Annotated in this window: 10 protein-coding genes; 5 read left to right on the forward strand and 5 right to left on the reverse strand. The window is 59.5% G+C overall.

The annotated features are described in order from the left end of the window. Positions 1–100: 100 nt before the first annotated feature. Together G536_RS0121815 and G536_RS0121820 are read right to left on the reverse strand one after the other, a co-directional pair. Positions 101–4,120 (reverse strand): T9SS type A sorting domain-containing protein, encoded by a 4,020-nt coding sequence (locus tag G536_RS0121815; protein ID WP_022825733.1) that lies wholly within the window; start codon positions 4,118–4,120, stop codon positions 101–103. A 204-nt stretch (positions 4,121–4,324) separates the two neighbouring features. After that, complete coding sequence (locus G536_RS0121820) at positions 4,325–6,241, reverse strand: peptide-N-glycosidase F-related protein (protein WP_022825734.1); 1,917 nt, start codon at positions 6,239–6,241, stop codon at positions 4,325–4,327. A gap of 438 nt (positions 6,242–6,679) precedes the next feature. On the opposite strand from G536_RS0121820, the gene G536_RS0121825 reads away from it, so the two are divergent. Continuing rightward, positions 6,680–7,525: an SDR family oxidoreductase gene (locus tag G536_RS0121825; RefSeq protein ID WP_051167074.1), complete on the forward strand. Its 846-nt coding sequence runs from the start codon at positions 6,680–6,682 to the stop codon at positions 7,523–7,525. Positions 7,526–7,723: 198 nt separating this feature from the next. Here the strand turns inward: G536_RS0121825 and G536_RS0121830 are convergent, their stop codons facing one another. Next, positions 7,724–8,569 (reverse strand): helix-turn-helix domain-containing protein, encoded by an 846-nt coding sequence (locus G536_RS0121830; protein WP_022825736.1) that lies wholly within the window; start codon positions 8,567–8,569, stop codon positions 7,724–7,726. A gap of 391 nt (positions 8,570–8,960) precedes the next feature. Between G536_RS0121830 and G536_RS0121835 the strand changes: the two genes are divergently transcribed. After that, positions 8,961–11,120, forward strand: a complete 2,160-nt coding sequence (locus tag G536_RS0121835; protein ID WP_022825737.1) for a glycoside hydrolase family 97 protein — start codon at positions 8,961–8,963, stop codon at positions 11,118–11,120. Positions 11,121–11,381: 261 nt separating this feature from the next. Here the strand turns inward: G536_RS0121835 and G536_RS0121840 are convergent, their stop codons facing one another. Both G536_RS0121840 and G536_RS0121845 read right to left on the reverse strand, forming a co-directional pair. Further along, positions 11,382–12,062 carry a response regulator transcription factor gene (locus G536_RS0121840; protein ID WP_022825738.1) on the reverse strand — a complete coding sequence of 227 codons (681 nt, stop codon included), beginning with the start codon at positions 12,060–12,062 and terminating at the stop codon, positions 11,382–11,384. A 10-nt stretch (positions 12,063–12,072) separates the two neighbouring features. Continuing rightward, positions 12,073–13,458: a sensor histidine kinase gene (locus G536_RS0121845; RefSeq protein WP_022825739.1), complete on the reverse strand. Its 1,386-nt coding sequence runs from the start codon at positions 13,456–13,458 to the stop codon at positions 12,073–12,075. 178 nt (positions 13,459–13,636) lie between these two features. Here G536_RS0121845 and G536_RS0121850 point away from each other — a divergent pair, with 178 nt between their 5' ends. The 3 genes from G536_RS0121850 to G536_RS0121860 all read left to right on the forward strand — a co-directional run bounded on the left by G536_RS0121850 (position 13,637) and on the right by G536_RS0121860 (position 19,383). Continuing rightward, positions 13,637–16,636 carry a glycosyltransferase family 117 protein gene (locus tag G536_RS0121850; protein WP_022825740.1) on the forward strand — a complete coding sequence of 1,000 codons (3,000 nt, stop codon included), beginning with the start codon at positions 13,637–13,639 and terminating at the stop codon, positions 16,634–16,636. A 347-nt stretch (positions 16,637–16,983) separates the two neighbouring features. Beyond that, a complete protein-coding gene (locus tag G536_RS0121855) occupies positions 16,984–17,577 on the forward strand; it encodes a gluconate 2-dehydrogenase subunit 3 family protein (protein WP_022825741.1) in 594 nt (197 codons plus the stop codon). A 126-nt stretch (positions 17,578–17,703) separates the two neighbouring features. Then, the gene (locus G536_RS0121860) at positions 17,704–19,383 is read left to right on the forward strand and encodes a GMC family oxidoreductase (protein WP_022825742.1); all 1,680 of its coding nucleotides are present in this window, start codon (positions 17,704–17,706) and stop codon (positions 19,381–19,383) included. The last annotated feature ends 83 nt before the right edge of the window (positions 19,384–19,466 follow it).

Below are 19,466 nucleotides of genomic sequence, written 5' to 3' on the forward strand. Positions count from 1 at the left end.
CTCCAGCTATTGATAACCTATAAACTAATATAAAACAATAAACCCTTGGCGCTTGAGCGTCAAGGGTTTATTGTTTTATATTCTGTGTGTTGCAGCTATCCTATTCTAGTATCACCCGGCGGATGGTGGTTTGGCCTTCGGTGCTGAGGCGGAGCAGATAGATGCCGGGGGCCGCACCTGGCACGGCCAGCTCGGTGCGGGAGGTGCCTGTGGTGTGGCGTACCTGCTGCTGGTGTACCGGGCGTCCCAGCACATCAAGCAGTTCCGTGTCAATAAGGCGGGCCGGACCTTGCACTTCCAGCGTCAGGGGCTGGGTGGCTAGGGCTGGGTTCGGGAATACGCTTAAGCTTAGGCCGCGCAGAGCGGGCACGGTGGCCTGCGGCTGCCGGATGGTGAGCGTGACGGTGGTATTGCTGCTCACGCAGGCATTCACCGAATCGACAACGTAATAGGTGTACACGCCCACGGCGGTGCGGCCGGTAGCATACGAGTCGCCGGCAAACAGGCGCTGGGTGCGGGCCGCATCAGCGTACCATACGCGGGTGCCGGCGGTGCCGGTGCTGGCCGTGGCGGTGAGGGGCGGTACCGGCTGCCCTAAATTAGCTGTTAGGCTGGGAGCAGTAGGTGCCGGCAAGGCGGTAGGCGTAAACTCGAAAGCACCAATATCGGGAGTGGTGGGGTTGCGCGTAACGCCCGCATAATCAGCCGGGAAGCCGGAAATCGGACGGGCGTGGCCATCGAGGTTGCAGCTGCGCTCAGGCACAACGCTCACGATACCGGGGGCAGAGGTAGTAAAGTACACGCGGGCCGCCAGACTGGCCTGATCCTGGGCGGTAGCCGTGCGCAATGCTGCAAGCGTTGGGCGGGCGGCCCCGTTCACGTAGGCTAGCGTGCTATTAGCGCCCACCACCGAGTAGGCGTTGTTATTAATGGTAGTGAAAGGCGAAGTGGCCGAAGCCGAATACAGAGCGTAGGTTTTGCCAGCGGCAGCCGTAGTAGTCTGTTCATTGGCGAGGATATTGTTGAGCATTTCCACGCCTGTTACGCCGGTATTCAGGGCTACAGCGGCCGTAATTGGGGTGGTGCCATTCGCAAGATTGCCGGTCAGCCAGATGCTGTTGTAGTACAGCTTATACCCGCCGCCCGACGAAATATAGATGCCGTGCGGCGTGAAGGTGTAGTCGTCCTCGCCAGTGCCCTGGATGCCCGAAATTAGGTTGTTTACCACTTGGATATCGGCGGTGGCAGAGGTAGCCGAAAGACGGATACCGTAGGCGCCGTACGCGTCGGTGGTGGTGGCGGCGGTTTGGGTGATGTCGGAAATGGTGTTGGCGAAAATCAAACCGCTGCTGCTGGTTGTGCCTACCACAATGCCGGCTGCCGCGCCGCCGCTGGCCCGCGTTACGCCCGCAATGGTATTGTTAAATACTCTAAAGGTGGTAGTAGCCAGTATAACAATGCCACTGGTACTCACCTTATCAGCGGCCACGGTGGAGCCGATCAGGTTGTCGTTGGCCGTGAAGATAACGCAATTGGCCTGGGTTTGGATGGCGGTGGCCGTGCGGCTGATGGCCGAGCGCTGGATGCGGCTGCTGCCCGTACCGTTGAACGCCACCCCATACGCCGTCGTCGGGCTGGCCGCTTTCAGGTTCAGGTGGCTCAGCAGCACGTTGTTGCCCGATACGAATACCACGCCACTGCTGGTAGCCGTGCCATTGTTTGTAAACGACAAACCGCGGCTGGTAGGACTGCTGGTACCTTCGCCGGTCACCGTTACATGTTCGGCATCTACAATGAGCAGGGGCGTGGTCGTGCTGGCCGGGGCCGTAAACGAAGAACCCGACTGGTCGGCCAGCGCCGAATTGATGGTGATGGTATTGACGTTGCTAGAGCCGGGGTTGGGATTAATAGTAATTGGGTACGTTTCGGTGGGGTACGTGGCATCGAGGAGGCGCAAAGTAAGGGCGCCGCCCAGCACACTGCTGTTCACGGCGGCTACAGCGGCCGTCAGGGTGGGGTAGTCGGCGGTAGCGGCGGTACCCACGGTTTTCACGCCGCTCAGCGCGCCAATAATCCGGTAATAGCTAGGCCGGGTAGGGGCGCTGGTGATGGCACTTACCGAGGTAGCCGCAAAGCCCGCGCCGGGCGAAGCACTCACGTTCGGGGGGGTAGCCAAATCCTGCGCCGCTACAAAGTACTGGAGGGTGTCGCCGAGGGCTGGGGCGGAGCGTAACTTGCTGGTATCGATAGTGAACAAGGTAACCGTGCCCGGCGCGGGACCTGGGGTTACCCACTTCCAGCCGTTGCCGGTGGCGTCGTTGGGGGCCGTGAATACGTTGGCGTCGGTGCTTTTCTTGTAGTAGAGCCGCGGGGAGCCGCTTGCCGTAGCATCCACCCCCGAGGCATCGTTGATTTGCGTGGCCAAGGTACGGTTACCAGTGCTAGCTGTATTGCCTAGCGGCTGGTAGGTGATGGTCGGGCCGGTGAGGTCAACGGCTACAAACGTGCCTTCGTCGGCGCCTATGTCGGGGGTAGCTACGGTGCGGGCGGTGCCGTCAATATCAGTCGGGACCGGTAGGGCGGAAGCCACCAGGGAGCCGCCACCGCTTTCCACCTGGGTGGCTGCGCCGGGCTGAATGTGCGGGTCGGTCAGGGCATTCACAAACGGTACGTTTTCCGTTGCCGAGCCCTGCTCGGCGGGAGCAGCCCGCAACTTGTACTGCGCCAGCGTCTGATCTACGGCCGGCGTGGTGGCCACCCCGTAGAAAATCGGCTTCTCCGCCGAGGGGGTGCCCGCGTAAAACAGGTTGTTGCCCGAAGTAGCCGCCAGGTTAGTTACCGAAGCCGTGCTCTTGAAAAAGGCCGCCGCCACGCCGCCGCCGCCGGCCGGCAGCCCGGTTACCAGGTTCACAAAGATGTTGTTGCGTAAGTCAACCGGCGGGGCGCTGGAAATATAAAACGCACCGCTTTTGTTGGAGGCGGCCGTGGCAGTGTAAGTCAGCACCACCGTGTTGTGGTAGCAGTAGTTGTTGGTGCCGCCCCGGAAACTCAGCGCCCGTACCGAGGTGCCCGCCGTGCTGCCCGGCGCTTTCACGTCGTACACAAAGTTGTTGAACACGTAATTGGTAGTGCCCCCGTTGATGTCCATGCCCGAGGCAAAGCCGCCGGTGCCACTCGACAGAATATCGTAGGTGCGGTTGCGCCCCACCCGGTGCAACACCCCGCTGTTCACGAAGATGGCCTGCGCCGCCGACGTACTGCCCGTGCCCACCAGACCGTGCACGCGGTTGTCGAGAATGTTGGCCGAGTTGCTGGCGCCCGTCGAGTAGATGCCGTACACCGCGCTGGCCCCACTGAGGGTGGCTATTTCGGTATTGCTGACGCGGGCATTGGTTTGGGAACGAAGGTAGATGCCATACACGGTAGTGGTTGGGCTACCCGTAGCCGCCCCGATAGTAAGTACCCGGCTCGGTGCGCCGCCCAGTAGCTGGTCTATTTCGTTGCCGTCGTCGGTGCCGCTGGTGGTGGCATCCAGGTTGTAGCCGTAGTAGCAGTCCTGCACGGTGTTCGACAGGAAGCGGTTCAGGTTGTTGCCGCCGTCTTGCACGTACACCCCGTTGGTGCGGTTGGCGTTGCCGCGGGTCAGGTCCACGGTGGCGTTCTGAATAGTGTTATGGGTGGCCCCGTCTTTCAGCAGAAACCCATATTCCAGCTGCTGTGCGCCGGTGGTGTTGGTGGCCGCGTCGTTGATGTCAATGCCGTCGAAGGTCACGTAGTCGGCCCCATCGAGGGTTACGGCCGCGTCGGTGGTGCCCGTGCCCGTGCCTTGCAGTTTGGGGTTGGCCAGGGTACCGTCTTTGCGGAAGATGATGGGGTTGGCGGCCGTGCCGCTTACGGTAATGGCTGGTACCAGCTCGGCAAACGTAGCGCCGCTTTTCACTTGAAACGTCACGCCGCCCGTGCCCACACCCTGCGCGTTTAGGGCCGCCACAGCCGCCGCAAACGTGGGGTAGTTGCTAGCGCCGCTGCCCGCCGGGTCAATGGTGCGGGTACCTGTCAGCTGGGCCATGGCGCCGTGGCTGATGCCAAGCGCCAGTAAGGCGTAGAAGAGTTTATGCATAAGTATGAGAAAGGAAGGATGGAAAGCTTTGTGATATTTAGGCTTGACAGTCAGTTGCTTGTACTAAAATCCATTGAGGCAGAAACCACTTGCGAGCCTTACAAGGTAGAAGAAGTTACGATTACAAGCCCGACCACCAAGTACAAACCAGCCCGACCGCCGAAAGGCAGCCGGGCTGGCAGTAACGGCATGAGGTGTAGCGGCTTATTCGATAATGATGCTACGGTGCACTACGCCCTCAGTGGTCGTGCATTCTAGGGTGTAGAACCCAGCCGGCAATTGGTGCAGGTCGAGGACCGCGGCGGTAGCTTGCACGTTGGTGAGCGTAGCGGTGTGGGCCACGCGGCCGGTTACATCAAGCACGCGCACACCCACCGTCTGGCGCTGGCTCAGGTGCCAATCCAGCGTGAAACGCCCGTCCGCCGATGGGTTGGGAAACACTTTCAGGCTAGACTCCGGCAAGCCGGGCTGAGTAGATAGTAGTGCGGACACGTTGAACCGGTACACATACTGGCACCCAAAATCAGGGTTGAAGGTGCGGATGAGCGAGCCACCCACGGCCGTTAGCAGCCGGAACGAGCCGCTGCCCGCGTTGGGGTTGGCCCACCAGCTCAGCCCGTCGCAGCCGGTATCGTTGATAACCAGGCGGTAGCAGCCGGGCCCTAGGTTCTGCACGTCGTTGTAGGTGGTTTGGCGCGTAACGCCAGTGCGGGCCGATACCACTTGGTTTTGGGCATCAAACAGCTGCCAGGTGGTTTGGGCGTTGTTGTTGGTAGTGAAGGAGAACGTAACGTTGGCGGGCAGTACGGGGTTTGGCAAGAACTTGCTGCGCTGCGTATTATTCAGCGTGTTGGCGTCGGGCTGGCCATTGGCCGTCACTAGGTTCACTTCAAATGTGCCCACGGCCTGCGTCGAAATGATACCGCCGGCCACCGGTAGCGTCACTTCGGTTTGGGCTAAAAACGCCAGGTTGCCGGTCCAGGTATAGGTCTGCCATGTGCGTTGGTCGATGCGGTAACGGATGGTCGCACTTGTGAGGGCCGTACTGCCGGTGTTGCGCAGTAGCACGCGCGCCGCGTCGCAGGCAGGGTTTTCGCGGAAGTAGTTTTCGTTGTTGGTTGGCACAATGATGTCTTCTAAGGCCGCATCTACCACGAAGTTGGGCGCGCTATAGCTCACCAGTTGCGTATGCCAGTAGTAACCTGCGTTGGCCAAAGTCTGGTTGGAGGCCTGATAGGCGGGCATGTTGATGTTTACGCGGCGGGCCGGGCTACCAGCTGTAGGTAGGGCCCCTAGGTCGTCGTAAATAGCATCTACTGCGTTGCCGGGGCACCAGTTGGCGCGGTTGTATATCCAGGTACCGGTTTGCGGGTACACTTGGTTGAGGCCGCAGTTGTTGCGCCAGAGAGGGTGCTGCCTCACCAAGTTGTTGTCGAGCAGCAGATCGAACGAGAAGTTGCAGAACTCGGCACAGTTGCTGGGGTCGGCACCGTGCCCCGTAACAATGCTTTTCAATTGCGCCGAGGCTGCGCCAGTTGCTGCCGCCACTGGCTTATCAAGCAAGTGGTTTTCAATAGGATCGGCAACCCGGCCGTAGGGGAAATAGCCGCTGTACACGTTGGTGGCATCAAGGGCGTCGCGCGGCGGGGTGCCTTCAATGTACTCCAGATACATCGTCAAGCTAAAACCCCAAGAGTAGCCGTCGTAGCGGTAGCGCATGGTGCGGGTGCCCTTAAGCACAGAGGCATAATCGGTTACGTCGATTGCATAGTCGTGTTTGCGGTTCTGCTGGAGCCAGTCGGAAGCATAGGGCGTGATAACGCGGGCAATTTCCAGCGTGTCGTGGCTGGGTGGCAGCACCAGCACCTGGGTGGTGTAGTCCCAAGACCCGCAATATTGCGTGCCGGGCTCACAAGCATAGCGCCCCAGCACGTAATGCAGACGAATCTTGCTGTAGCGACCCGCGGCCGGCAGTACTGCGGTGGTATCAAAGTCGCCGTAGTGCGTAATGTGCCGGTTACTGAAAATGGTAACGCGGGTGGTGTCGCCGGGGGCGGCCCAAGTCTGGGTGCTGGTTAGCAGCGCGAAGAATAAGAAAAGTAGGAGTACAGGTTGGCGCATACGCAAAATGGAAAAGTGGAAATGAAGGATATTTACTATAGCAATACTAAGTGAAACCAAGTGGAGTAAGTGTTAACTAGTTGAAAAATAAAGTTATACAAAATCGTTTGCGCTGGACTTTCGCTATGAGCCGCTTCTTGTTGTCACCTTAGGAGCCGGCGTTGCTCAGTTCAGGCAGTAGCCGTTGGTACCGCAGATTACATGTCGGCAAACCGAAGAATACGGGCCAAGCACGACGCAGGCTGGCATTTTTGCGTACGCTCTATCTCCACTGTATCTACTTCCGTCGTCATGGCCGCCAAGAAAGCTACTCCCCAGCCCGAGTCCTCCGAATCTAGCAAACCCGCTACCCAGAAACCCACCGCCACCCCAGCTGCTAAAAGCGCCGCCAATGCCACCGAGGCCCCCAAGCCCGTGAAGCGCCCCACGGCCAAAGACATGAAAGAGCACGCTCAGAAGCTGCCCTATCCGGCCAAGCAAGCTGATATGAAGCTGCAACCCGGCATGAGCTTCAGCACCTACCGCGCCGCTGCCAAGCTTCAGGATAAAATTGCGTTGGTAACCGGCGCTGATTCCGGCATCGGGCGGGCGGTAGCCGTGGCTTTTGCCATGGAAGGTGCCCACGTGGCTGTGCTCTTCAACGAAAACGTGGTGGACGCCGAAGAAACCAAGCGCCTCGTAGAAGCCCAGGGCCGCCGCTGCATCCTGCTGCAAAGCGACGTGCGCGACCCAGAGCAGTGCAAGCAAGCCGTGCGCCGCACCCGCGCCGAGCTAGGTGGCCTCAACATTCTGGTCAACAACGCCGCGTTTCAGATGAGCCAGGAGAAGTTCGAGGACATCCCCGAAGAGCAGATCCGCCGCACCTTCGATACCAACATCCTGGGCTACATCTGGATGGCGCAGGCCGCCATTCCGCACCTCCAGGAAAACGACTGTATCATCAACACCGGCAGCATCGTGGGCCTCACCGGCATCCCGATTCTAGTGGATTACGCCTGCACCAAGTCGGCCATTCATGCCCTCACCAAGAGCCTAGCCACCTACCTCGGCGAGAAAGGCATTCGGGTGAACTGCGTGGTGCCCGGCCCAGTCTGGACGCCCAACATCCCCGGCACCATGCCCCGCGAAGAAATCGAAAAATTCGGCTACGAAGTGGCGCTGGCCCGCCCCGGCCAACCCGAAGAACTAGCCCCCGCCTACGTGCTGCTCGCCTCTCAAGACGGCTCTTTCATGACTGGTAGCCTGGTCCACGTCACCGGCGGTAAAATGAGTTCCGATCAGTAAGGCGCTGATATTATGCGTTTAAGAAAGATAGTTATGCTACACGTAATGTAGGGACTACCTTCATAGGCCGTCATTCCGAGCTTAGCGAGGAACCTCGCGCGCTGATGCTGGAGTAGCAATTCTAACGTCAGCACGCTAGATTCCTCGCCAAGCTCGGAATGACGTTTTTGAGGTTATTTTACTGTCTTCCGAAGCGAATCAGGCGCGGTGACGCTTCTTGAATTGCAGTGGATTCTCGCCGGTAATTCGCCGGAACGTTTTGGTGAAATACGACAGGTTCTCGAAGCCACAAGCGAAGCACGCTTCCGACACGGTGGCATCCTGCAACAACAGCCTCTGGGCCTGATGCACTCGGTATTGATTAAGAAACTGGGTGAAAGTCAGCCGGGTAATGCGCTTGAAATACCGGCAGAAAGCGGCTTCCGTCAGGTTGGTGAGGGCCGCCACCTCCCGAATCTCGATTTTGCGCGGGTAGTGCTCGGCCACCACTTCGCTCACCCGCTGAAGCCGCTGCTGCTCCTGCAAGTTGTACGCGCTGATAACAGCCTCCCCGTGTAGTAGTTGGTGGTCGGCGCTAGTGGCTAGCTCCTGGAATATGCGCAATAGCGTCAGCAGCCGTTCAAACGGTGCCATGTCAGCTAGTTGCCCGAGGTGTTGACCAATGCGGCGCTTGGTTTCGCCGTGGAAGGAGACACCCAGGCGGGCCCGTTCAAAGAGCTGCGTAATGGCTGCAAACTCGGGGGTTTTCCGGAAGGCGTCGCCCAGGAAATGGTCTTTCAGCTGAACCACCACTTTCTTGGGCTCCGTTACCACGCCATAGTCGAAATTCAGGTGCGGGATGTTGGGGCCAATGAACACCAAGTCGCTGCCCTCGTAGCGCGAAATATGGTCGCCGACGTGGCGGGTGCCGTTGGCACCCTCGATGTAGGCTAACTCATATTCGGGGTGATAGTGCCAGAAAAACACATCCGTTACGCACGGAGTTAACAGCAGACGAAACGAGCTTTCGGCGTCGGGCAGGATATGCTCACGGACTATCTTCATGCGTGGTTTTAGTCACTTATCCAGCCAAATCGACAATTTTGGCGGAATGGAGAGCAATATAGTGCTAAAACTAGCAAGTTGAGTCCTAACCCTTTGGTCTAGAACGGCTGCAACTTTGTGAGGCTTTTGGTTGCCACTTGCTGGCGTTTCTACCAAACAGCCGTCATGCAGAGCGCAGCGAAGCATCTCGCGTGCCGACGTTGCAGTATCAATCCAATGTCAGCAGGCGAGATGCTTCGCTGCGCTCTGCATGACAGTCTTGTTTTGATTAAGACAACCTTAGTGTCCACACACCTTAGAGACGCAATTGCTTAATGACCTTAAGCGCTTCTTGCTGGTTCTGTTTTCCCGCCTAATTGCCCGTTCCCCTTTCCATTCCCACTCCTCTTACATGATGCATCATTCCTTCTTTCAAGCGTCAACTACTGGCTGCAAAGCCGCCCGGTTGCTGCTCCTGCTCTGCGTTAGTTTGCTTTGGCAAACGGCCAGCGCCCAGGAAATCAAGTCACCTAACACCAACCTGACGCTCACCTTCGCGCTGCAAAACGACGGCGTGCCCACGTACCGCCTCACCTACAAGGGTCGCGACGTTATCCGCCAGAGCAAGCTGGGGTTGGAGCTGAAAAACGCGCCGGCCCTCACCAATGGGTTTGCTGTGGCCGGCACCAAGCAAGCCACCTTCAACGAAACTTGGCAGCCGGTGTGGGGCGAGGTGAAAACCATCCGCAACCACTACAACGAGCTGGCCGTGACCCTCACTCAAGCCGCCACCCAGCGTACCATATTGGTGCGCTTCCGGGTGTTCGACGATGGGCTGGGCCTGCGCTACGAGTTTCCACGCCAGCCGAAGCTCGACTACTTCACTATCAAGGAGGAACGCACGCAGTTTGCGCTGGCCGGCGACCACAAAGCATTCTGGCTGCCCGGTGACTACGACACCCAGGAGTACAGCACCGTTACCTCGAACCTGTCGGAAATTCGGGGCAAGATGAAAGCGGCTACCACACCCAACGCCTCCCAAACGCCTTTCTCGGCCACGGGCGTGCAAACGCCGCTCATGCTCAAGAGCAAGGACGGCCTCTACATCAACATCCACGAGGCGGCCCTAATCGACTACTCGGCCATGCACCTGGAGCTCGATGACAAGAACTTCGTGCTGGAGTCGCACCTGACGCCCGATGCGATAGGCGACAAAGGCCTCATCCAGACCCCGGCTGTTTCGCCTTGGCGCACTGTGATTGTGAGTGATAAAGCGGGTGATATTCTGGAGTCGAAGTTGGTGCTGAACCTCAACGAGCCCACCAAGTTCAAGGACGTGTCCTGGATTAAGCCGGTGAAGTATGTAGGGGTGTGGTGGGAGATGATTACGGGCAAGAGCAGCTGGTCGTACACCAACCAAGAGAACATCAAGCTCGACTCCATCGACTACTCCAAAGTGAAGCCCAACGGCACCCATGGCGCCAACAACGCCCACGTGAAAGAGTACATCGACTTCGCCGCCAAACATGGTTTCGCCGCCGTGCTGGTGGAAGGCTGGAACACGGGTTGGGAAGATTGGTTCGGCAAGCACAAAGACTACGTGTTCGACTTCGTGACGCCATACCCCGATTTCGATGTGCAGGAGTTACAGCGCTACGCCGCCAGCAAAAACGTGAAGATCATCATGCACCACGAAACCTCGGGCTCGGTGCGCAACTATGAGCGGCACCTGGATTCGGCGTTTCAGTTCATGAACAAGTACGGCTACAACGCCGTGAAAACCGGCTACGTGGGCGACATTGTGCCCCTGGGCCACCACCACTACGACCAGTGGGTGAACAACCATTACCAGTACGTGCTGGAAAAGGCCGCCGAGCATAAAATCATGGTGAACGGCCACGAAGCGGTGCGCCCCACTGGCCTAGCCCGCACCTTCCCCAACCTGATTGGCAACGAAGCCGCCCGCGGCACCGAGTACGAGGCTTTCGGTGGCAACAACGCCGACCACACCACCATCTTGCCCTTCACGCGCCTCATCGGCGGGCCGATGGACTACACGCCGGGTATCTTCCAAACCAAAGTCAGCGCCTACAACCCGCAGAATACCTCCTTCGTGCACAGCACGTTGGCCCGACAGCTGGCCCTCTACGTGACCATGTACAGCCCCCTGCAAATGGCCGCCGACCTGCCCGAAACCTACAACAAGCACCTCGACGCTTTCCAGTTCATCAAGGACGTGGCCGTAGATTGGGACGATAGCAAAGTACTGGAAGCCGAACCCGGCGACTACATCACCTACGCCCGCAAAGCCAAGGGCAAAACCAGCTGGTTCGTAGGCAGCACCTGCGACGAAAACGGCCGCACCTCGAAAATCAACCTGAACTTCCTCGACCCCGGCAAAAAGTACGTGGCCACCATCTACGCCGACGGCAAAAACGCGCACTACGAGAAGAACCCGCAGGCCTACGCCATCCGCAAGATGAACGTAACCAGCAGGTCCAAGCTAAGCCAATATTGCGCCCCAGGTGGTGGCTATGCCATCAGCATCATGGAAGCCAGCGCGGCACGCTAGTAGCTAGAGAGGAAAATCGAAAGCACCGATTCCTATATTAAAAGCCCGTCATGCAGAGGCGAAGCCGAAGCATCTCGCGTGCTGACGACAGGTTACTAATCTTACGTCAGCACGCGAGATGCTTCGGCTTCGCCTCTGCATGACGGGCTTCTTAGTATTAAGGTTCACGCCCTTGCTAGTACACAACTACGCCCTGCGGCACCCAGGTTCTTGAACCGGGTATAGCAGGGCGTAGTTGTGTAGGTGGCTCCTAACTCAGCCTCAGCAAATCAGCTTGTAGCCGATGCCGCGGACGTTCAGGATTTGCACTTGTGGGTCGTCGCGTAGGTAGCGGCGCAGGCGGGTCACGAAGACATCGAGGCTGCGGCCGTTGAAGAAATGGTCTTGGCCCCAGAGGTCGAGTAGCACGGTGGAGCGTTCCAGCACTTGGTTGCGGTGGTCGTGGAGGCGCTTGAGGAGTTCGGCTTCGCGGTTGGTTAGCTCGATTTCGGTGTCGGAGAGGCGCAGGCGCTGCTGGGTGTAGGCGAAAACGTAGCGCCCGATATGCAATGGTTCGGAAGCCGAGGTAGCGGTGGGCGCGGCGGGGCGGTTGAGCTGGGCTTGGATGCGAACAATTAGCTCGTCCATGCTGAAGGGCTTCTTAAGGTAGTCGTTGCCGCCTAGCTCGAAGCCGCGCACCACGTCGGCGGGTTGCGAAAGGGCCGTGAGGAAGATGAGCGGGACAGTGGCGTTTTCCTGCCGGAGCTGCTTGCCTAGTGCAAATCCATCGAGTTGCGGCATCATAATATCAGCCACTACGATGTCGGGCGTTTGCTGCCGGAACAAGCGCAAGCCTTGGGCCCCGTCGGCGGCGTGCTGCACCGTGAAGCCGCGCATTTCCAGGCTGTCTTTGATGATGAGGGCGAGGGCGGCTTCATCTTCCACCAGCAGAACCGTTGCCATATTCAGACTCTTACAATGCGGGCAGCCAGAACGAAAACGAGCTGCCGCTGCCCAGCTCACTGCGTAGCTGTAACCGGCCACCATGCCGCTCAATCACCTGCCGCACGTAGTACAACCCCAGTCCGAACCCTTTGACGGAGTGCAGGTTACCAGTGGGCACCCGAAAGAATCGGTCGAATACGGCGGGCTGGTAGCTGGCTGGAATCCCAATGCCATCGTCGGCCACGGTGAGGCGCCAGCCGGTGGTTTCGGGCTGGCCCTGGATGGTAATCGTGACCTGCTCGCGAGAGTACTTAATGGCGTTGTCGATGAGGTTGCTGATGACGTTGCGCAGGTGCAGCCGGTCGCAGAGGATAGCCGCCGAATCCACGTCCACGGCAAAACGCACGGCTTTGGTAGTGGTGAGTTGGTGTTGCTGCACCAGTTCGGCTACCAGCTCGGCGGGGCGCACCGTTTCGGGTTCCAGACGGAGCGGCTGGCGCTCGGCTACCGCCATATGTAGTACGTGGTCAACCAGGCCCGACAGGCGTTGTAATTCCTGCTGCGAAATGGCGAGGTAGGTCTGGGTTTTTTGTGGATTCTGCAATGCCCCGAAGTGCTGCAACGCTTCCACCGCCGCCGACACCGTGGCAATGGGCGTTTTCAGCTCGTGGGTCATGTTGTTGATGAAGTCTTCCCGGATTTCCGACAGCTTTTTCTGGCGCAAAATCGTGGACAGCATCAAAGCAAAGCACGCCGTGGTGATGCATAGCAACCCCAAGGAGCCTGCCAGCAGCCCACCCATGCGGTGCAGCGCGTAAGGCCACGGCGGCTCAAAACTGGCCCGGATGGCTACGTTCGGCAACGTCGGCAATACCACGGCGGGCGTCTGCACGGCGTAGCCGGCCGGTGCGGGCTGTTGGCGTCGGGCCGCGGCCGTAGCTACGGTATCAAACAGGAAAGCGGCTTCGGCGCCGCGCTGCCGCAGTTCGGCTTGGTAGGCAGTGGCCAGGCGTGAGAGGTTGAGCGTGGGCTGGTGGTCGGCGTTGCGAAGCAGGAACTGTAGAAACGCCTGAGCCACACTGTCATCCTGGTGGTAGGTAGCCAGAGTGGTAGCCCGCTTCCGGCTGCCGGCTTGGAGCAGCTGCCTCAGTTGGGCGCGGCCAGCCGTGTCGAGGGGCTGCATGGGCAAGGCCACCTGGCCGTAGGGCTGGCCGGGCGTGGTGGGCTGGAGCAGCGCCCGGACCTCGGCCATTTGCTGTTGCTGCACCACCGACAGCAGCGCCTCGTGTGCCGTGCGCGTGAACTGGGTGGCCGTCAGCTGGTAGGTAGTATAAAGCCAATAGGCCTGGAACCCGTTGATGCCCAGCATACATAAGCTCATCAGCCAGAAAATAATACGCAGGCGACTTTTCATACGCGGGGGCGCTGCTGATAGGCAGCCAATCGAAAGTACGGGGCTGCTCCGGCCCGACCAAGCCGTTAACAATCATTAACACAAAATAACAGTCGTTTACACCCCCTTGGCGGTCCTTTGCCACCGCAGCAACCTTCCATCCGGCTGCCCACGCTGGGCGTGGTTTTCTGCTGTCTGTATGGGTTCTTATGCGCGTTTGAATAATCTGGTGGGCTGGCTGGTATTTGCGGTGGCCACCGGGGTGTACCTGAGTACTCTGGAGCCCACGGCCTCGTTCTGGGACTGTGGCGAGTTCATTGCCTGTTCTTACAAGCTGCTGGTGCCGCACCCGCCCGGCGCCCCGCTGTTCCTGCTGCTCGGCCGGCTGTTCTCTTTGTTCAGCTTCGGCGACACCAGCAAAGTGGCCGTACTCATCAATACGTTGTCGGCGCTGAGCAGCGCGTTTGCGGTGCTGTTTCTATTCTGGAGCATTACGCTGCTGGCCAGCAAAATAATTCTGCGCGGACCCAGCCCAACCGGCCACCCCCGGCCAGTTCCTACCCGCGGCCAGGCACTGCTGATGCAGGCGGCAGGCGTGGTAGGGGCGCTGGCCTTCGCCTTCTCCGATTCGTTCTGGTTCAATGCTGAGGAAGCCGAGGTGTACGCCATGTCGGCTTTGTGCACGGCGGCGGTGGTGTGGCTGATGCTGAAGTGGGAAAACCGCGCCGACGAACCCGATTCCGACAAGTGGCTGGTGCTCATTGCCTACGTTATTGGCTTGAGTATTGGAGTACACCTGCTGAATCTGGTGGCTATTCCGGCGCTGGGCTTGCTGTACTACCACCGGCGGCAGGCCACGCCCACGCTGTGGGGCAGCGTGCTTACCTTGTTGATTAGCAGCGTAATCGTGGGAGTGGTGTTGGTGGGCGTTATTCCGGGGCTGCCATCGTTGGCGGGGAGCTTCGAGGTGTTTTTCGTCAACTCAATTGGGCTGCCGTTCAACTCGGGCGTGGTGGGGTTCGTGCTGCTGCTTGTGGGGTTGCTGGTGCTGGGGTTCCGGCAGTCGTACCGGCGCAAGTCACGGCTGCTGAACACCGCTTTGTTGAGCTTCACGTTCATTTTGATTGGCTACTCCTGCTACCTGATTGTACCGATTCGCAGTTCCTACCAGCCCACCATCAACCAGAACGGGCCGCGCGACGTGCTCAGTTTCGTGAGCTACCTCAAGCGCGAGCAGTACGGCTCCCGGCCCTTACTCTACGGCCCGCACGTATTCGCCCAACCCATTGCCCAGGAAGATGCCGGTCCGCGCTACGTGCGTGAGGGCCAGCAGTACGTGGTGGCCGAGCAGCGCCAGGAGCTGATTTACCGCGACGAAGACAAGATGCTGCTGCCCCGCCTATATTCCGATGGCACTTCCAGCGCCGCCCAGCGCGCCGCCGCTTACCGCCAATGGGTTAATATTCAGGAAGGCGTGAAGCCGACGATGGGTGAAAACCTCGCGTTCCTGTTCCGCTACCAGATGGGCCATATGTTCTGGCGTTACTTCCTGTGGAACTACGTGGGCCGCGAAAGTGACGTGCAACACGCCGGCGTGCTGTGGCCCACCACCAGACACGAAGCCCTGCCCGAACGAGTAGCCGACAGCAAAGCCCGCAACAATTTTCTGGCTTTACCGCTGCTGCTTGGGGTGCTGGGTCTAGTCTACCAAGTGCGCCGTGACTCCCGCAACGCGCTAGTAGTTGGGCTGTTGTTCCTGTTCACCGGCCTGGCCATCATCGTGTACCTCAACCAGCCGCCGCAGGAGCCGCGGGAGCGGGACTACACCTTCACGGGCGCCACCTACGCCTTTGCCATCTGGATAGGGCTGGGCGTGCTGGCGCTGGCCGAGGTCCTAAAGCGGCTGCTGAAAGCCGATACCGCCCGTGCCGTCGTAGCCTTGCTGCTGGGGTTGGTAGTACCGGGCATCATGCTGGCCGAAGGCTGGGATGACCACGACCGGTCCGACCGATTTTCGTCCGTTGATGCGGCCAAGAACCTGCTGAATTCCTGCGCCCCCAACGCCATCCTGTTCACCAACGGCGACAACGACACCTTCCCGCTTTGGTATGCCCAGGAAGTGGAAGGCATCCGCACCGATGTACGGGTGGCCGTGCTCAGCTACCTGAACACCGATTGGTACATCCAGCAGATGATGAACCGCTCGTATAAGTCGCAGCCGCTGCCCATTTCGCTGCCCGCCGACCGGTACCGGCAAGGCACCAACGACTATCTGCCCTACGCCGAAAATCCCAACGTGAGCAGCGTCAACCTCCACGATTTCATTGGGTTAGTGAAGACCAACAGCGACTTGCTCAAGGTCAGCTACGGCGACGGTGGCCCCACGCTGCTCTCGTTTCCGTCGCCCAAGTTTTACCTGCCCGTCGATACGGCGGCCGTCAAGCAGCTCGGCATCATTCCGCTCAGCCGCCGCGGGCAGCTAGTATCCCAGATGGAGTTCAACATCGGCAAGGGCGCCATGGAGAAGCGCAACCTGTTCGTGCTCGATATTCTGGCCACCAACCAGTGGAAGCGCCCCGTGTACTTCGCCACCAGCGTAGCCCGCACTGAAGACCACCTGGGGCTTGATGCCTACTTCCAGCTGGAAGGCCTGGCCTGGCGGGTGCTGCCGCTGAAAAACCCCAACGACGACCCGCGCGAAGAAGCCGGCTACGTGGAAAAGGACCTGCTCTACCAACGCCTAATGCAGCAGTTCGCCTACCGGGGCCTCGACAACCCAGCCGTTTTTCACGATGAAAACAGCCAGATGTTCCCAGTGAACTACCGCGCAAAGTTCGCCCGCTTAGCCAACGTCTACCTAGCCGCCGGCGACACCGCCACTGCCAAGAAGCTGGCCGACAAGTGCCTGACCGTCATGCCCGACAATGCCATTCCCTACGATTATAACACTGCGCAACTGTTGCCGGCCCTGGCAGCGGGAGGGGAGCAAGCCCGCGCCAACCAGCTATTCGACTTGCTATTCAGCCGCGCCCAGCGTGCCCTTGCCTACTATAGCAACCCCGCCCACGCCCTCTTCGACCGGGAGCTGAGCCAGCAGCTTGCCACCACCCAGCAACTCTACCTGGCCGCCCAGCAAATCGGCGACGAACAGCGCGCCAACCAGGCGTTCCAGCTCCTGCGGCCCTACTTGCAGCAGTAAAAGGCAGCCGTAGCAATTGGCTTTAGTGTGTGTGGACAGTAACCATGTATATTATAATAAGCCTACGATTAAAAGCCCGTCATGCTTCGGCTCCGCCTCTGCATGACGGCCTATCTGCGTTGCCAATCTCTTCTAGGAAGGCACAACTAATCGCGGCTCCTCTACTTGGCAACCCTGTAAGGTCGCCGAGTGGGGGCATCGTTGTATCAGTACGTACATGAATTTCAAAAAAATACTGCTCAGCTTCATAACTAAATGCCCTGCCAAATAGTAATGATGAACACTGTCGAGGTAAGGCGTTGCAAACGTCCGCAGCCTCTACCTCTCATCTACTAGCAATCAGAAGCTTGAGCAACTATCCTGAAGGAACCGTCCGGGCCCTGTTGGTTACGGATATGGTAACGCCTGCCACCCGCGCCGCGTTGCAAGGCCGCCTCAACACGTCGGTGCACGAGCCCCAGTTTTTCGAGCCGCAAACCTACGCCCTGCTGCAAGCCGTGGCCGCCCGCCTCATCCCGCAGCCCGACCGCGCCGAACCCATCGACATCGTAGCCGGAGTAGACCAGCGCCTTCTTGAAGGCAAGGCCGACGGCTGGCGCTACGACGCCATGCCCCCCGACCGGGAAGCCTACCGGTTGGGCCTGGGCGGTATCACCCAAGCCGCCGAAGCCTTATTTCAACAGCCGTTCCTCAGCTTGCCCGAAGCTCAGCAGGATGCCGTGCTCGAAGCCGTAGCCGCTGGCACTGCACCCGGCGAGAACTGGCAGCAATTGCCCATTGCCCGGTTTTTCGAGGAAATGCTGGCCGAACTAACCGAGAACTACTACGCCCACCCGCTGGCCCAAGAGGAAATCGGGTACGTGGGCATGGCCGACGTGCCGGGCTGGCAGCACATCCAGCCCGGCCAGCTAGAGCTCCGCGAACCAGAAGAGGTGAAATAGTGAACTGGTGAGCTAGTGAGTTTGCCGTTTCAGCGGCATGAGTCTGTGCTACTGCGCTGACATCTAGTTCATTCACTCACCAATACAGCAAACTCACCATTTCACCATCTCACTATTTCACCGTACATGCCCGACGAAGAAGTTCTCGAAGAAGGCGTTCTGAACCCCGTGAAACCGGAAATCCAGGACCCGCTGCTACAAGCTATACTAGAAGAAAACGGCACCCCTGCCACCGCGCCCACCGGCGAAGAACAGCCCAATCCGCTGCCCAATCCCACGGATATTGTTGACTGTGTGGTGATTGGCACGGGTGCCGGCGGCGCGCCACTATTGGCCCGGCTGGCTATGGCCGGCCTACGCGTGGTGGCCCTGGAAGCCGGCCCCCGCCACGATGCTCGCACGGACTACGCCACCGACGAAAAAGCTCAGGCGTTCCTGTTCTGGAACGACGAGCGGCTGTCGGCGGGCAAGAACCCGGTGGCGTTTGGCCGCAACAACTCCGGTACCGGCGTGGGCGGCTCCACGCTGCACTACACTGCCTACACTCCCCGCGCCCACCGTGGCGACCTAATCCTGCACACCGAGTTCGGGCAGGGTGTAGACTGGCCATTCGGCATTGAGGAGCTGGAGCCGTATTACGAAGAGCTGGAGCACTTTATGGGTATCTCGGGACCCACGCCGTACCCCTGGGACCCCAGCCGCCGCAAGGGCTACCCGCTGGCCCCGCTACCACTGAACGGCGCGGCGCTGCTGATGCAAAAGGCCTGTGCCCAATTGGGTATCCAGACCTCCCCGGCGGCTAATGCGGCGTTGTCGGCGCGGTACTACCAGGAAGGTATTGGCTGGCGCGAGGCTTGCACCAACCGCGGCTTCTGCCAGGCCGGTTGCAACATAGGCGCCAAAGCCAGTATGGATGTCACGTTTCTGCCTTTGGCCGAAGCGCACGGCGCCGAAATTCGGGCTGATGCCTTCGTAACGGAGATTGAGCGGGACGCTCAGGGCAGCATAGTAGCCGTAGTGTACGAGCAGTACGGCCAGACCGTGCGGCAGCGGTGCAAGAACCTGTTCCTGTGTGCTGGTGCTGTGGAAACGCCGCGCTTGTTGATGCTCAATGAGTTGGCACTAACCAGCGGACAGGTCGGCAAGCACTTCATGGCCCACCCCGGCGTGCAGGTGTGGGGGACCTTCCCTGAGGATATCCGGCCGTACAAAGGCATTCCGGGTGGCTTGATTTCCGAGGATACCCACCGGCCCAAAGACGCTGATTTTGCGGGTGGCTACTTGCTGCAAAGCATTGGAGTGATGCCCGTTACGTTTGCTTCCCAAATGGCGCGCGGCCGCAAGTTGTGGGGCCAGGCTCTGCGTGACTACATGGTGAACTACAACCACATTGCCGGCATCAACATCCTCGGCGACTGTCTGCCGCACGAGGCGAACTTCCTGGAGCTTTCCGACGAGAAGGACGCCCGCGGTTTGCCCAAGCCTCGCCTGCACTTCACGGCCCAGGAAAACGAGCAGCGCATGAACCGCCACGCCGAGAAGCTGATGCGCCAGATTTGGGAAGCTGCTGGCGCCACCGACATCTGGGCCTTCGAGCGGTATGCCCACGTCATTGGTACGGCCCGCATGGGCAAGAGCGGCGACGACGCAGTGGTAAACCCCGACGGCCGCGCCTTCGACGTGCCCAATCTCTACATCTGCGACAACTCGGTGTTCCCGAGCGCCCTCAGCGTCAACCCGGCCCTCACCATCATGGCCCTTAGTTTGCGCACCGCCGACAAGTTTCTGGCTGGATTGAAAGCGTAGGCTGAAACAGAACGTCATGCAGAGCGCCGCGAAGCATCTCGCGTGCTGACGATAGAGTAGTAACCCTGCGTCAGCACGCGAGA

The organism is Hymenobacter norwichensis DSM 15439 (assembly GCF_000420705.1).
In the GTDB taxonomy this organism is placed as follows: Bacteria; Bacteroidota; Bacteroidia; order Cytophagales; family Hymenobacteraceae; genus Hymenobacter; species Hymenobacter norwichensis.

Bases quoted from the DNA above. Each gene is read 5' to 3' on its own strand.
- G536_RS0121815 (WP_022825733.1), bottom strand. From the start codon at position 4,120: ATGCATAAACTCTTCTACGCCTTACTGGCGCTTGGCATCAGCCACGGC.
- G536_RS0121835 (WP_022825737.1), top strand. From the start codon at position 8,961: ATGATGCATCATTCCTTCTTTCAAGCGTCAACTACTGGCTGCAAAGCC.
- G536_RS0121830 (WP_022825736.1), bottom strand. From the start codon at position 8,569: ATGAAGATAGTCCGTGAGCATATCCTGCCCGACGCCGAAAGCTCGTTT.
- G536_RS0121820 (WP_022825734.1), bottom strand. From the start codon at position 6,241: ATGCGCCAACCTGTACTCCTACTTTTCTTATTCTTCGCGCTGCTAACC.
- G536_RS0121840 (WP_022825738.1), bottom strand. From the start codon at position 12,062: ATGGCAACGGTTCTGCTGGTGGAAGATGAAGCCGCCCTCGCCCTCATC.
- G536_RS0121860 (WP_022825742.1), top strand. From the start codon at position 17,704: ATGCCCGACGAAGAAGTTCTCGAAGAAGGCGTTCTGAACCCCGTGAAA.
- G536_RS0121825 (WP_051167074.1), top strand. From the start codon at position 6,680: ATGAAAGAGCACGCTCAGAAGCTGCCCTATCCGGCCAAGCAAGCTGAT.
- G536_RS0121850 (WP_022825740.1), top strand. From the start codon at position 13,637: ATGGGTTCTTATGCGCGTTTGAATAATCTGGTGGGCTGGCTGGTATTT.
- G536_RS0121845 (WP_022825739.1), bottom strand. From the start codon at position 13,458: ATGAAAAGTCGCCTGCGTATTATTTTCTGGCTGATGAGCTTATGTATG.